The organism is Clostridium sulfidigenes (genome assembly GCF_000732635.1).
In the GTDB taxonomy this organism is placed as follows: domain Bacteria; phylum Bacillota; class Clostridia; order Clostridiales; family Clostridiaceae; genus Clostridium_J; species Clostridium_J sulfidigenes.
Map to the genome: position 1 here is coordinate 1 of NZ_JPMD01000053.1, position 15,060 is coordinate 15,060.

Genomic DNA, 15,060 nt, shown 5'->3' on the forward strand with positions numbered 1-15,060 from the left:
TTAAAAAATTAATTCAATTAATAAGAAGTCACTCATATATTATAGTATAAGAGAGGAGGAGAATGACTTGAAAAAAACATATGTGTTAGATACTAACGTTATATTATATTCATCAGGAGCATTATTATCTTTTGGTAATAATGATGTAGTAATACCAGAGGTGGTATTAGAGGAGCTGGATGATTTTAAAAAAAATAAAACTGACCTTGGATTAAATGCTAGACAGGCATCGAGAATTATAGATGGATTAAGAAAGTTAGGAAATTTGAATGAAGGAGTACCTCTTCCTGGTGGTGGTAAACTAAGAATAGAGACTAATTGCTTAAATGCAGAAGTTCCAAAGTTTTGGGATAGAAATAAAGCTGATAACAGGATACTCCAAGTATGTAAGGCGTTAAAAGATGCTGGGGAAGATGTTATATTAATTACAAAGGATACCTTTGAAAGAATAAAAGCAGATATTGTTAATGTAAAAAGTGAAGATTTTTATGAGAAGGTAGTTCCAGCTGGAGATGAGCAGTATACTGGTAGAATGGAAGTCTATGTTTCACAAGATAAGCTTTCAGAATTCTATTCTAAAAAGGTTATATCTAAAAATGACGTAGTATGTTATCAAGAAGAAAATGATGAGTATTATACTCCTACCCTTTATACAAATCAATTTTTAGTTATGCATTCCTTAGAAAATAAAAAACAAAGTGCATTAGGCAGATTTGATGGAGAAAATATAGTACATTTGCATTATAAGGATAGCAAACCCCTTGGATTAAGTGCTAGAAATGTAGGACAAAGATTCATGTTAGAGTGTCTATTTACGTCATCTAATATGGCTCCTTTAAGTATAGTAAAAGGTCCAGCAGGAACAGCCAAAACATTATTTTCTTTAGCAGTAGGATTACAGAAAATCATAGAAGAAGAAACTGGTGAATATAGAAAGATATTAGTATGTAGACCTAATGTAACTATGGATGAAGAAATAGGTTTTTTACCAGGTACTGAAGAACAAAAAATATCTCCATTTATGAGACCTATTTTTGATAATTTAGAAGTTCTAGTAGATTCAGATGAAAAAGAAAGATATAAAAATGAAAAAGAGTTACAAGATAAGGTAAATGAATTATTTGATAGAAGGATTATAACCACTGAAGCCATAGCATATTTAAGAGGTAGATCAATAATAAGACAGTGGGTAATAATTGATGAGGCTCAAAATCTCTCTCCAAAGCAAGTAAAGGCAATTACAACTAGGGTAGGTATTGGAACAAAACTTATACTTATTGGAGATCCGGACCAAATAGACCACCCATTTATGGATTCTAGGTCTAATGGGTTATGTTATGCATCTGAAAGAATGAAAGGTAGTAAATTGTGTTACCAAGTAACTTTGAAATATGATGAATGTGAAAGATCACCATTATCCTTTGAAGCTGCTCAACGTTTGTAGTATAAATCACAAATTTATTAGTATATAATAATTTTTATAGTATTTATATAATAGTAAAGAATCGATAAGTATTTAATAATATTTATTGGTTCTTTTTTTTGGCTCTGTAGTTAATTAAAGTGATAAATGTTACAAATGCTCCAATATTATATTTAAGAAAAGTTATTAATACATGGAGTGAGCATAGCTAAAATTGCACCTATTTAAAATGTTACATATTTAACTAGTTAAATATATAAATATATAACTAGTTAAATAGTTGTTTTATCCATGGGGGGTTCAGCAGTTTTTGTATTTTAATAGTGTAACAAAGTCTATAGTAAAGGTATAATACAAATATTTTTTATTAAATTAAGTAGTTGAAAAAATAATAAAAATTTTATATTAATAAAAGAATTAAAAAGAGTGATAAAAATATGATATACTAGGAGTATTGCAGAAGGAGTGAAAAGGATGAACAATAATTATTTATTGGGAAGAATCTTAGTGATACCAGCAATTTTAGTTGCATTTACATTTAAGGGATATGTTCAATCTAAAATTGCTATAAAACTTGGTGATGATACCCCAAAAGAGTATGGGAGAAATACTTTAAATCCTTTGAAGCACATCAGTGTATTTGGGTTTATATTTATGCTTATAATAGGTTTTGGATGGATAAAACCTGTAGAAATTAATAAATCAAATTTTAAAAATCTTTATAAAGATGATTTTAAAATAAGACTTGGAGGACTTCTAACTACTTTGACTATAGGATTTATAGCTACAATAGCTCTAGCTTTATATGTCAAGTTTATACCAGGAAATAGTGATATTAAGTATATAATATATTTAATTATCCAACAAACAGCTATCGTAAATTGTTCTTGGTTTATATTAAATTTATTACCTATACCAGGTTTTGATGGATTTAGCATAATAGTAGATATATTAGGAGATAAATCTAATAGATTTCAAACTATAATGTATAAAAACAACATGTTAATATTTATTATATTAGTTCTACCTATTATAGGTGGATTTTCAATTTTAGATTTTGTAGTTGGAGTACCAGGACAGTATATATATAATATTTTTGCAGCTATGGCTACATATTTATTTTTATAAAATTTATTAAGACAAAAATAAATATATGATATAATTTAACAAACTAATATCGAGGAGAGTAATATATGAGACTTAGAAAAAAGCATTGGGCAAGACCAGAATTAGAAGCTAGTGATATTGTAATATATGATAAATACGGTCATTGCGGAAAATGGAGAGAAGAATTTGAAAATAATAATCCTATTCATTTAGAGTTAGGTTGTGGTATGGGAGGACATATTAGTCAACGTGCAATTAAAGATAGAAATGTAAACTTTATAGGAATAGATTTAAAAGATGAAGTTGTAGTATATGCATTAAGGAAAGTTATGGCATCATTTGAAGGAATAGAAAGAGCAAAAGATATAAATGCAAGACTCATAGTTCTTAATATAATGCTTATAGACAACGTATTTGGTAAAGATGAGATAGATAGAATATATATAAACTTCTGTAATCCTTGGCCGAAAAAAAGTCATAACAAGAGAAGACTTACATATACGAAATTTTTACAGTCATATAAAAAGTTTTTAAAACCAAATGGAGAGATATGGTTTAAAACCGATGATGTAGATTTATTCAATGATTCTCAAGAATACTTTAAAGAAGCAGGATTTTCTATAGAATTTATAACCTATGATTTACATAATAGTGGATTTGAAGGTAATGTAGTTACAGAGTATGAAAGCAAATTTACAGCTATGGGAATGAAAACTATGTTCTTGGTGGCAAGATTAAAATAAAAACAAGAGACAAGATTTAGCTTTATATTGATGTTGAATCTTGTTTTTTTATTTTTATAATGTATTTAATCTATAGATATTTCAAATAGAAAATAAGAAAACTATAAGTATATTTAATAAATTTTGACTATAAATAGTGCCTTTGCTATATTTATGTAGGTATATAAAATAGTAAAACCATATGGGGGGGAATTAATATGAGAAAAAAGGCATTATTATTAGCTATGAGCTTAATGTTAACTACTACTATTTCCTTGGTTGGTTGTGGTAAAAAAGAAGAAGTAAAACCAGAAGCAAATTCTTCAAAAGGAGCTCAAGTTGAAGAAAAGGTTAGTTTTAAAGGTAAGTACATAGTAGATGTTTCATATGTAAAAGAAAGTTTAGAAAAAGAAAATCTACTTCTCATTGATGCAAGGGGTGAAGAAACTGCAAAAAAAGGAACTATTCAAGGAGCAATGGCTATGGCATGGCAGTCTATTGCTAAAGTTGAAGATAGCAAAGCTGGAGATGAGATGTGGGGTACTATTCTAGAACCAGAAGAGTTAAGTAAAAAGCTAAGTAACCTTGGTATTGATAAAGATAAAGAGATTATTATTTTTGCAGCGGCTAAAAATGGATGGGGCGATGACGGAAGAATTTTATGGGAGCTTGTAGCAGCAGGCTATGATAATGTTAAAATGGTTGATGGTGGATACGATGCTATGGTATCAGCAGGGTTACCAGTAGTAAAGGAGATTGCTACACCGGAGCTAGCAGATGTAAAAATTGAGGCTATTGATGATACTCATTTAATTAACACTGATGCTTTAAAAAAAGAATATGAAAATGTAAAGGTAGTAGATGTTCGTGCTGATGAAGAGTATGAAGGAAAGACCTTGTATGGTGAGGCAAAAGGTGGTCATTTACCAGGGGCAATACACATTAAATATACAGATTTATTTAATGAACAAGGAAATTTAAAGTCAAATGATGATTTAACAAAAATATTTGAAACATCAGGATTATCAAAAAGTGATAAGATAGTAACCTATTGCACAGCAGGTATTCGTTCTGCATATATGCAGTTAATTCTTGAAATGTGTGGATTTGAAAATTCTCTAAATTATGATGAATCATACTATAGATGGTGTGCGGTAGAGGAAGTTGAAAACTAATATCATAAAGTTAATATTATAAAATAAAGTATTCTTTGATATCAAAGAATACTTTATTACAATAGAAAAACATTATATCTAATACAAGAAATAATACAAATTACTGAATAGCTTGGATATTATATATGATACAAAAAAGATAATAAGTAAATATGATTTTCTATGGATAAATATACATAGTTAAAGTAAGGAGTATGTTATGGAAAAGAAATTAACACACAAAAAAAGAAATTTAGGAAAAATCTTAATATTAATTATAGTATCACTAGGTTTAGCATATTTTTTCATACCAACTTTCAATTCAAAAGTAAATGGCATCTTTATGTTATTCCGCTCTATGAGTATTGAGTCTGTGGCTGGATATATAAGATCCTTTGGAATATATGCAGTATTAGTTTCATTTTTACTAATGGTGTTTCAATCAGTGGCAGCACCCTTGCCGGCATTTCTAATAACCTTTGCCAATGCTGCTATTTTTGGATGGTGGAAGGGTGCTCTATTATCATGGATTAGTTCTATGACAGGAGCAGCTTTGTGTTTTTATATTGGAAGAATTCTTGGACGAGATGCTGTTGAAAAACTTACTAGTAAATATGCAATGGCAAGTGTGGATGGGTTCTTTGAAAAGTATGGTAAACATACAATTTTAGTATGTAGATTATTGCCTTTTGTATCCTTTGACTTTATATCCTATGCAGCAGGACTAACATCTATGGGATTTTTAGAATTTATAGTGGCTACAGGGATTGGACAATTACCAGCAACTGTTGTTTATTCCTATATAGGTGGTATGTTAACTGGTGGAGCTCAAATGATTGTTACGGCGTTATTAATACTTTTTGCAATAACTGTATTAGTATTTATGTTTAAACAGATATATAATGAGAGACAAAAGAAAAGTAAAAAATAAAATGCAGAGTTAAAATTCACTCTGCATTTTATAATAAAAGTTATTTTTCTAATAATTCATCATATGGCCAACCTTTTTGGCCTTTTTCTAATATAAACATTCTCTTTGCATCCACACCTTTAGTTGTTAAGTAATCAATAGTGTTTTTAGCACCACCGCCACCACCTGGGCAAATAACTATTATTGGCTTATCTGTTTTATTAATTTCATCTAAGGTAACATCTATTTTAGATCTTAAATCATCAGTATCTGCTGGATAAGCATAAGTTGGAACAGTACCAACAATATGATGTGCATCGTAATCTTCTTTTGGCTGTATATCTATTAAATAAATATCATCTTTATTTTCAATAGCAGTTTTTAATTGTTCAGCTGTATAATATTGATATTGTTTTTCTTCGCCTTCTTTTGAAGTATCCTTTGATTTACTACATCCCATAAGCATAGTTGAGATAATTAAGCAAAGAGCAAGTAGAAGAGTAAGTTTCTTTTTCATTTTATATCCCTCCGTAAGTAAATTAATATATTTATTATATTGGTTTCTATTACCAAAGTTATTATATATAAAGGATACATTAAAATCAAATAGGGAAATTAAATTGAAAGTAATAGGTGTATTAGAGATAGCTATACTTATTGACAATAATTATTATTAAAGCTATACTTTTTTTGTTGAAATAAAAGGATATGAAATAGGGGTCAATAGTACCTCTTATTTTTATGCATAGAAAGGTAGTGTTATAAGAGGATGGTTAAGGGGAAAATAAGCATAAAAACTCATCAACTTCTTAGTTTTAGTTCACTATTTATTGAGCTTTCACCAGGAGAAAATGTATTTTGGCCAGGGTGTGCTATTTTATCTATGGGAGAAGAAATAGTGATGAAAACCTATGAACTTTTAAAAACACAGATACCTGATTTAAAATTAAGTACTATGTGCTGTGGAAAACCATCACTTCATATAGATGGGGGAAAACCTTATGAGAAAAGAAAACAGTTTTTAAATAAGGCTTTTGAGAAAAATGGAGTAAAGAAAATTTATACTTTATGTCCTAATTGCCAAAATACTTTGGTTGAAAATAGCAATTGTGAAATAATATCAGCATGGACAGTTTTAGATGAGATAATCCCCAAAAATAAATATAATATATATAAAGGAAGAAAATTATCCTTACATGATCCTTGTCCAATAAGAGGTTATTTAGAGAATGCTGTTGCTGCAAGAAATATATTAAATAAACTAGGAGTAGATATATTAGAGTTCCCTAATAATAGGGATAGAACAATTTGTTGTGGGAAAAAAGATATGATTATGACTTTATATCCAGAAAAAGGTCAAAAGCTATTTGAAATTCGTGCAAAACAAGCACCATCCAAAGAAATAGTGACATACTGCAGTTCTTGTGTAGATACTTTTAGAAAAAATAGTTTTGAAGCATATCATATTTTAGAGTTATTATGGGAAACAAAGGCTAATGGGTCTTGGAAGAATAGGTATAATTCTGTAAGGAAGAGTAAGAGGTAAGATTGATAATGTTAGATACAAGGGGAAGAAAATATTTTGATAGAATATTTGATAAAATCGGAAGAAGTTTTCTTAAAATCGGTTTCATGCCAACACATATAACTTTTATTGCCGCTATGGTTGGAATCGTAGGAGCTGTTTCATTTTCCTTTGATAAGTTTATTTTATCAATAATTTTATTATGGATTTCTGGATTTTTAGATGCTGTAGATGGTTCTATGGCAAGACAAAGCGGTAAGGTTTCAGAGGTAGGTACATTATTAGATATATGGCTTGATAGATTAGTTGAAATTTCATATATAATATCCTTTGCTATAGTATGTAATGAGGCAACCTTTACCTTAATGATATTAGCTTGCACTATAATTTTATCTATGACGGTATTTTTGACTAGTGGAATGCTCTTAGAAAATACAGGTATTAAAAGTTTTCATTATCAAGCTGGATTAATGGAAAGAACTGAAGGGTTTATAATGTTTACCTTTATGATAATCTTTTATCCTCATATGAAAATATTAGCATTTATTTATGCCGTGTTAATTTTATATACAGCAGTACAAAGACTATATATGGCAATTAAAGTATTAGGAGGTAACAATGAAAAATAAGAAATTAAAATCAAAACTTTTGATAATTCTTTCCATAATACTTGTTTTTGGACTTGTAGCCTGTGGTAAGAAAAATGATAAAGCTGAAGTGGTAAACTTATATGGATGGGGTGGAGATGAAAGAGTTAACACTTGGATTGATAAGGAATTGGCAGTTTATGTAAAAGAGAACTACAATATTACTTTAAATCGTATTCCTATGAATATTGATGAAATTTTACTGAAACTTACTAATGAAAAAAGCTCTACAGAAAAAGGGACTATTGATATTATATGGATAAATGGTGAAAATTTTCATTATGCTAAGGAAAATGAGCTTTTGTATGGACCTTTTTTAGATAAATTAGAAAATGCACAAGGGTATATAGACTTAGAAGGTGATGCTGCAAATAAGGATTTTGGGTATCCTACAGAAGGATATGAAGCGCCTTGGGGAACAGCTCAATTTGTATTAAATTATGATAGCGATAAGATAAATATACCACCAACTAATGCAGAAAAGTTAAAAGAGTATGTAACAAAGAATCCTGGTAGATTTACATATCCTCAGGCTAGTGATTTTACTGGCTCAGCCTTTGTTAGAACAGTACTTTATGATATTATTGGATATGATAAATTAAAGGACTTACCAGCAGATTATGATGAAGTTAAAGAAGCTATGACACCTGCATTAGAATACCTTAAAGGGATTGAGCCTTATCTATGGAAAAAAGGGGAGGTTTACCCTACAGATTCCGCTCAACTAGATGGTTTATATCAAGATGGTGAAGTTGATATTGCCATGGATTACAATGCTAATAAAGCTTTAAGTAAAGTAATGGATAAAAGTTGGCCTGTGTCTACTAAATCCTTTGTATGGGATAAAGGAACTCCATTTAATACACATTATTTAGCCATTGCAGCTAATGCATCTAATGTAGATGGTGCACTAAAGGTAATTAATGCTGCCTTATCAGCTGAAATGCAAATATCTAAAGCAGACTTAAGGGGATGGGCTGATCTACCATCTGTTGAATATAATAAGTTAAATCAAGAACAACAGAAGGAGCTTGATATAAAGCTTACTCCAGATAAAGAGTATGAACATACAATTCTAAACTATGAAGAACTTTCAAAGCATCAACAAGCAGAATTAAGATCAGACTTAGTGGTAATTATAGAAAAGGTATGGGAGGACGTGATTCTTTTTGATAAATAATAAGCAGAGACAAAAGGTTATAGGTGGATTAATGATTATTCCATCTTTATCTGTGATAGTTGTAATTACTATGTTTGTTATTATCAATACCTTTATGGAAAGCTTAGGATATATTCCTGAGCTTTCCTTTAATAATTTTACATTTAAATATTATAAAGAGTTATTTTCAGATCCTGTTTTTTTAAATAGTTTATACTATAGTTTTAAAATATCCTTAGTATCTTCAGTAATTGCTACAGTTTTAGGTAGTTACCTAGGATATTACATATCAAAATCAAGGAATAAATTTATAAATGTTTTATATAGATTGCCAATTCTACTCTCCTATGTGGCAGCGGCAGTTCTTATATATACAACTTATAGTGATAAGGGCTTACTATTTCACATAATATCATTATTAGGATTTTCTAATATAAATATAAATTTAATTTTTAACTCCAAGGGAATAGCAGTAATACTTTTAAATATTTTTAAAGGTATGCCTTTCATAGCATTTAGTGTTGTTCCTATTTTTATGAAAGTAAATAAAAATTATAGGTTTATAGCACAGAACTTAGGATGTACAAGATTTCAGTATATAATAAAAATTCTTTTACCTTTAGCTAAGAGAGCTATATTTACTTCATTTTTAGTAATATTTAATTTTAATATGTTTACTTATGAAGGTTTTTACTATCTAGGACCATCAAACCCAATTTCTATAGGGGTTTATGCTTATAAAACCTACCTAAATGCAGATTTATCCAATAGAATATATGGAATGGCTATAAATATGATAATGATCATAATATCTTTAATATTATGTGTGCTTTATTATAAAATGATAAAGGATAATAGACAAGAGGAGGTAAGGGAGTGAGAAGGTGGATTAAAAGTGTATTCATATTTTCTATACTTATATTTTTAGTACTTCCTATAATATCTATGATAGTTTGGGCCTTTTTTAAAAGTTGGAAAGCAACGGATATTTTACCTAATACTTTTACACTAGATGGTTTTAAATACTTTTTTACATCAGGAGATTGGTTTATTGGAATAAAGTCTATTTTCTTTTCTATAGAAGTAGCATTAATATCTTTAGTTTTAAGTATCATGGCTGCAAGATTTTTTATAACTACCCATATAAAGTATAAAGTCACATTGGAAAGCATTTTTTATTTACCTATGTTATTACCAGTAATAAGTATATGTTTAGGAAGTCATAAATTATTTCTAAACTATTTTACTTCTTGTAGTATTGCTGTTTTAGTGTTACATATTTATTTTTCCTTACCCTATGCATTTAAATTAATATATTCATATTATACTGTTTGGGGTATAGGAGATGAGCTTACAGCTCGAGGATTGGGTGCATCTTTTTGGCAAGCGTTTAAATATGTGAATATACCACTGTATGCTCAAGGGTATACATCAAGTTTTTTTTATGGCATTTATTATATCTTACTCTCAGTATTTCATAAATATGTTTATTGGAGATAATAGCCATGTTAACTTTTCTATGATTATGACGCCGTATATAGGAAATTCTAACAGAAATATAGCTTCGGTATATACATTAATGTATATACTCCATGGAGTAATAGTAATGATAATGAGTTCATATATAACAAAGAAGTGCAGTAAGGCATCTGAAAATAAATAACAAGTCAAAGATGGGAAGTATATTTTGAGTTAGACAAGGAAACAGGTTCCGCAGATAGTAGCACTATCTAAGGGTTCTGTTGACGCAGTATAACACAAAATAAACGAGCATTCTGACTTATTTATTTTTTGAAGATGCCTAATGATAAATATAGGGAGATGGGTTAAATATGAGTAAGATAGAGCTTAAAAACATATATTTTTCTATTGGTAATAAGGAAATTCTAAAAAATATTAATTTAACTATTGAAGATGGAGAGTTTTTCTCTATATTAGGTCCTAGTGGGGCAGGCAAGTCTACAATTTTTAAGACTATTACAGGGGCTATATTACCTAATGAGGGAGAGCTTAGATTAGATGGTGAGATTATTAACTATTTACCTATGGAAAAAAGAAATGTAGTAATGGTACACCAAGGAAATCAACTTTTTCCACATATGACGGTAAGAGAAAATGTAGAGTTTGGATTAAAAATGAGAAAGTTTCCAAGGAAATATATTGATGATAAGGTCAAATTTCTTGTTGAGTTTTTTAACATGAGTGAACATATGAAAAAGTACCCCCATCAACTTTCTGGGGGACAACAACAGTTAATATCATTAATGAGAGCTTTAGCTATAGACCCTAAGGTGCTTTTGCTTGATGAGCCCTTTACAGGGTTAGATAATAATTTAAAGCATTATATAAAAGACTATATAATGAAGATACAAAGACAGTTTAGAATTACTACCATTATGATCACTCATGAAAAGGAAGATGCTTTTTCTATGAGTAGTAGTATAGCTTTTTTATTTAAAGGAAGTATAGCTTTAGTAGATAAAACAGAAAACCTAAATAGATTAACTAATATACCTTGTATTGATGAATACTTAGGTGAAATTACTACTTTAGGGGATGGAAGGATTATTTTTTCTGATAGAATTATAAAGATAAAAAATAAGGAGTCAATTATTTAATTGATATCCTTATTTTTTATATTATATAGTTAAATGTTATGGGGAATTTCATATGAGGTTTATTTTAAGAATTGGTTTTTCCTATCCTTTTTCCAAGAATTAAAGAGAAAATCGTCAGCAATATTAGAAGTATAATTGATACCATAAATGCTGGGTTATGGATATTCAAAGCTTGATTTCCAATGTTCAAAAATACTAATGTACCTGGAAGAATTCCAAGGATAGTAGCTAACATATAGGAACTGAACTTTATTGATGTTAATCCAGCACCATAATTAATTAAATTGTATGGCATGGCTGGTATTAACCTTAGAATAAATATAATTCCAAAGCCTTTTTTTTCATCTAAATTAAATAAGAAGCTGCTCCAGTTTTCAGGAAGCTTTCTTTGGAGTAAATTAGTAACAGCATCCTTTGCTAGGACTTTAGCCATTAAAAACATTATGGCACTATTTAAAACTGCTCCAATTAAGGTATATATGGTGCCAGGAAGAAATCCAAATAGAAGTCCTGCAGCAAGGGCTAAGATAGGTACAGGGAAAAAAGCGATTGGAAGCATAGTAAAACATAATATATAAATAAATGGTGCTAAGTAGCCAAAACCACCTATGTAATTTCTTAAAATCTCTGGAGTTAATCCTCTGAAAAATGCAAAATAGGTGATAACAAGTATTAAAAGGGTTATCATTGAAATTGTAAGTTTTTTATTTTTTTTTCACAGTGTTGCCTCCTTATAGTGACTATATCTCCATAACATATAGTATATAAATTAACAGTGTAAGTCAATATATTGAAATTAGTATAGAGAATTTCTATAAGTAAAATGTAATGATTACTAAAATGTAGTAATTTAACTTTAATTTTAGTATAATTTAACTAACTGGTTGATATTTAAAGAAGAATATGATAATATACAACAAAATAGAAAGGGGTATGAGTTATGGACTTTAAAGCATTGCCAAAAATAGAATTACATTGTCACTTAGATGGAAGTGTTAGACCCAAAACTATATTAGATATAGCTACAAAAGAAAATATAGAAATACCAACTTATGATTTAGAACAATTGAGGAAATTATTAGAAGCTCCATTAGAGTGTAAATCACTAGTGGAATATTTAGATAGATTTAATATTCCAATAAAGATAATGCAAAGTAAAGAAAGTTTAAGAAGGATTACCTATGAACTTTTAGAAGATGCAGCTGAAGAAAATGTAAAGTATTTAGAAATTAGGTATGCACCGACTTTACATACAGAAAAGGGATTAACATTAGAAGAAGTTATTGAAAGTGTATTAGAGGGAATTAGACAAGGTGAAAAAGACTTTAATATAAAGGCTAATTTAATCTTATCTTGCTTAAGACATAATGGTGCAAATAGTGCATCTACAGTGGTGGAAGCTGGAAAGAAATTCTTAGGTGAAGGGGTAGTTGCTGTAGATCTTGCCGGAGCTGAAAATGAAGGTTTTGCTAAGGAGTTTGTAGATGTAATAAAGGTAGCTAGAGAATATGGCTACAGAGTTACTATACATGCAGGAGAAACCGGTATAGGAGTAAATGTGGTAGATGCAATCAAATTACTTCATGCAGAGAGAATAGGTCATGGAGTAGCTATAAGAGACCTTAAGGAAGCCTATGACTTAGTTAAAGAAAATAATGTAACCTTAGAAATGTGCCCAACTAGTAATATGCAGACAAAGGCTGTTAAAAGTTATGAAGAACATCCATTATTTAAATTTTATAAAGAGGGCATAAGGGTTTCTTTTAATACTGACAATAGAACTGTTTCTGCTACTAATGTAACTGGTGAGTGTGAAAGTATAGGTAAGGTTGTAAATATGACCTATGAAGACTATAAAAAGATATACATGGATTCTGTAGATGCTGCATTTACTACAGAAGAAATTAAAGGATATTTAAAAACATTAATATAAACAGAGTTCTTTGCTTCAGAGGGAGTTTTTACTCCCTCTGAAGGTTACTAACAGAATTCTTAGTATCAGTATTTTCGATACTTAGAATTCGTTGTCCTTTAGGGGAAATCGTTATCCAGGGACATAGTAGCTCTTTACCCACCACTTTGAAAAAGATGGGAGTATTAGAGCAGGTAGTCATCGGATAAATCGGTTAGATTTATAATTATTATATTAAATAGCTATAATCTTAATTTTTTAAGATTATAGCTATTTATATTTTAATTTCTAGATTTAAAAGTAGATTTAAATATAATAATTACTATTAATATAACAACAGAGGTTAAGGCTATAGTACCTCCAGGAGCACAATTTAGTATATATGAAAAAATAAGACCTAATATTATATCTATAAACCCAAAAAGGATAGACAGTAATAGAGTGGGTTTAAAGCCTTTATCTAGTTGAAGAGCTGTAGCTACAGGTAGTGCAATCATTGATGACATTACAAGGATACCCATTATACGTATAGAGACAGAAATGGTAGCTCCAACAAGTAAAGAAAATATATAGTTTACTGCTTTTACATTTATACCAGAAATCTTAGCACCTTCTTCATCAAAGGTAGTATAAAGAAGCTTATCATATAAAAAGTATATAACTACAATAGATATACAACTAAGAATAACCATAATAATTAAGTCTGCTTTAGTAACGGTTAGTATGCTTCCAAATAAATAGCTATTCACGTTTCCAGAAGCCTTTCCGGTGCTTATAAGGGTAATTCCTATACCAACACTAAAGGTCAAAACTATAGAAAGAATAAGTTCTGCATATTTTTTGTAGTAGTCTCTAAGAAATTCTATGGATAAACCACATATGGTTGTAAATATAAATGCACATATTATTGGATTAAATCCCATTACTAGTCCAATAGCAACACCAGCAAAGGCAGAGTGAGCCAAGGTATCACCCATCATAGAATGTCTTTTAAGCACTAAAAATACTCCTACCATAGGACATAGTATGGATATGAATATGGCTGCTAAAAAGGCATTTTGCATAAATTCATATTGAAACATTAGAAATCCTCCTTATGTACTCTTCAGATGTATATAGAGTTCCAAAGCCATTCTCCATGGTAAGGATATGGGATGAATTTTGAAGAGCTGTTTCTAAGTTATGCTCTACAGATATAACGGTAACTCCATTCTTTTTATTTAAAGAGGCTATAAGCCCATAAATTTCTTTCATGCTTTTACTATCAACTCCAGTGGAAGGTTCATCTAGAATTAATATATCTTCATTTGCTAATATAGCCCTTGCAATAAAAATCTTTTGTTTTTGACCTCCAGATAAATTTCCAATAAGAGAATTTTTATACTCAAGCATATCCACTTTCTTTAGGGCTTCAGTGATTGACTCTTTATCTTTAATTTTAAGAACATTTCTATGGGCATTAAGCATTTCCCAAACAGTTATAGGAAAAGAACTATTAAAACTTTCGACAATCTGAGGAACATACCCAATTTTTTTAGAGGTTAAATTAATACTTCCCTTTTGAGGAGTAAGTAGATTTAAAATCAACTTTATTAAGGTGCTTTTACAGCTACCATTAGCACCAATTATGGATACATAACTTTCTTTATCTATGTTTAGTGAAAGATTATCAATAATATAGGGCTTAGAATTATTATATGAAAAACATAGGTCTTTAATTTTGATCATTAGTGTTGCTCCTTTCTACAATTATAAGTCTAGCCATAATTTTACATATTATAGCTATAGTTTAAATAAATTATAATAAAAATTATCTATGAGTGAATGATTTTTCATTAATATGACAATATTTTAAAATGTAATATATGTAAATTATTAACACT

At 29.3% G+C, this 15,060-nt stretch carries 16 protein-coding genes; 12 read left to right on the forward strand and 4 right to left on the reverse strand.

Annotation, left to right across the window (positions count from 1 at the left end; translation table 11 throughout):
- Positions 1-67 precede the first annotated feature (67 nt).
- The 5 genes from IO99_RS16915 to IO99_RS16935 all read left to right on the forward strand — a co-directional run bounded on the left by IO99_RS16915 (position 68) and on the right by IO99_RS16935 (position 5,337).
- Complete coding sequence (locus IO99_RS16915) at positions 68-1,444, forward strand: PhoH family protein (RefSeq protein ID WP_035135555.1); 1,377 nt, start codon at positions 68-70, stop codon at positions 1,442-1,444.
- A gap of 453 nt (positions 1,445-1,897) precedes the next feature.
- A complete protein-coding gene (locus tag IO99_RS16920; RefSeq protein WP_035135556.1) occupies positions 1,898-2,551 on the forward strand; it encodes a site-2 protease family protein in 654 nt (217 codons plus the stop codon).
- A gap of 65 nt (positions 2,552-2,616) precedes the next feature.
- Positions 2,617-3,273 (forward strand): tRNA (guanosine(46)-N7)-methyltransferase TrmB, encoded by a 657-nt coding sequence (gene trmB / locus IO99_RS16925; protein WP_035135558.1) that lies wholly within the window; start codon positions 2,617-2,619, stop codon positions 3,271-3,273.
- A gap of 197 nt (positions 3,274-3,470) precedes the next feature.
- Positions 3,471-4,427: a sulfurtransferase gene (locus IO99_RS16930; RefSeq protein ID WP_084178224.1), complete on the forward strand. Its 957-nt coding sequence runs from the start codon at positions 3,471-3,473 to the stop codon at positions 4,425-4,427.
- Between the two features lie 199 nt (positions 4,428-4,626).
- Positions 4,627-5,337, forward strand: coding sequence for a TVP38/TMEM64 family protein (locus IO99_RS16935; protein WP_035135561.1), 711 nt, complete (start codon positions 4,627-4,629; stop codon positions 5,335-5,337).
- Positions 5,338-5,377: 40 nt separating this feature from the next.
- On the opposite strand, the gene IO99_RS16940 is transcribed toward IO99_RS16935, so the two are convergent.
- On the reverse strand, positions 5,378-5,833 hold the full coding sequence (locus IO99_RS16940) for a rhodanese-like domain-containing protein (protein WP_035135563.1): 456 nt from the start codon (positions 5,831-5,833) through the stop codon (positions 5,378-5,380).
- Between the two features lie 252 nt (positions 5,834-6,085).
- Between IO99_RS16940 and IO99_RS16945 the strand changes: the two genes are divergently transcribed.
- From IO99_RS16945 to IO99_RS16970, 6 genes are all read left to right on the forward strand, one after another.
- Positions 6,086-6,862: a heterodisulfide reductase-related iron-sulfur binding cluster gene (locus IO99_RS16945; protein ID WP_035135565.1), complete on the forward strand. Its 777-nt coding sequence runs from the start codon at positions 6,086-6,088 to the stop codon at positions 6,860-6,862.
- Between the two features lie 8 nt (positions 6,863-6,870).
- On the forward strand, positions 6,871-7,470 hold the full coding sequence (locus IO99_RS16950) for a CDP-alcohol phosphatidyltransferase family protein (protein ID WP_035135567.1): 600 nt from the start codon (positions 6,871-6,873) through the stop codon (positions 7,468-7,470).
- Positions 7,460-8,668, forward strand: a complete 1,209-nt coding sequence (locus tag IO99_RS16955) for an ABC transporter substrate-binding protein (protein WP_035135569.1) — start codon at positions 7,460-7,462, stop codon at positions 8,666-8,668. The genes IO99_RS16950 and IO99_RS16955 overlap by 11 nt, the downstream gene beginning before the upstream one ends.
- Entirely contained in the window at positions 8,658-9,527 is an 870-nt protein-coding gene (locus IO99_RS16960) for an ABC transporter permease (RefSeq protein ID WP_035135570.1), read from the forward strand. The genes IO99_RS16955 and IO99_RS16960 overlap by 11 nt, the downstream gene beginning before the upstream one ends.
- Complete coding sequence (locus IO99_RS16965; protein ID WP_035135571.1) at positions 9,524-10,147, forward strand: ABC transporter permease; 624 nt, start codon at positions 9,524-9,526, stop codon at positions 10,145-10,147. Before IO99_RS16960 ends, IO99_RS16965 begins: the two co-directional genes overlap by 4 nt.
- A 332-nt stretch (positions 10,148-10,479) precedes the next feature.
- On the forward strand, positions 10,480-11,265 hold the full coding sequence (locus IO99_RS16970; RefSeq protein ID WP_051824276.1) for an ABC transporter ATP-binding protein: 786 nt from the start codon (positions 10,480-10,482) through the stop codon (positions 11,263-11,265).
- A gap of 64 nt (positions 11,266-11,329) precedes the next feature.
- Here IO99_RS16970 and IO99_RS16975 read toward each other — a convergent pair whose 3' ends face one another.
- On the reverse strand, positions 11,330-11,953 hold the full coding sequence (locus IO99_RS16975) for a TVP38/TMEM64 family protein (RefSeq protein WP_035135572.1): 624 nt from the start codon (positions 11,951-11,953) through the stop codon (positions 11,330-11,332).
- Positions 11,954-12,205: 252 nt separating this feature from the next.
- Here IO99_RS16975 and add point away from each other — a divergent pair, with 252 nt between their 5' ends.
- Complete coding sequence (gene add, locus IO99_RS16980) at positions 12,206-13,198, forward strand: adenosine deaminase (RefSeq protein ID WP_035135573.1); 993 nt, start codon at positions 12,206-12,208, stop codon at positions 13,196-13,198.
- A gap of 260 nt (positions 13,199-13,458) precedes the next feature.
- On the opposite strand, the gene IO99_RS16985 is transcribed toward add, so the two are convergent.
- Together IO99_RS16985 and IO99_RS16990 are read right to left on the reverse strand one after the other, a co-directional pair.
- Positions 13,459-14,259, reverse strand: a complete 801-nt coding sequence (locus tag IO99_RS16985; RefSeq protein ID WP_035135574.1) for a metal ABC transporter permease — start codon at positions 14,257-14,259, stop codon at positions 13,459-13,461.
- On the reverse strand, positions 14,246-14,905 hold the full coding sequence (locus IO99_RS16990; RefSeq protein WP_035135576.1) for a metal ABC transporter ATP-binding protein: 660 nt from the start codon (positions 14,903-14,905) through the stop codon (positions 14,246-14,248). The genes IO99_RS16985 and IO99_RS16990 overlap by 14 nt, the downstream gene beginning before the upstream one ends.
- Positions 14,906-15,060 lie beyond the last annotated feature (155 nt).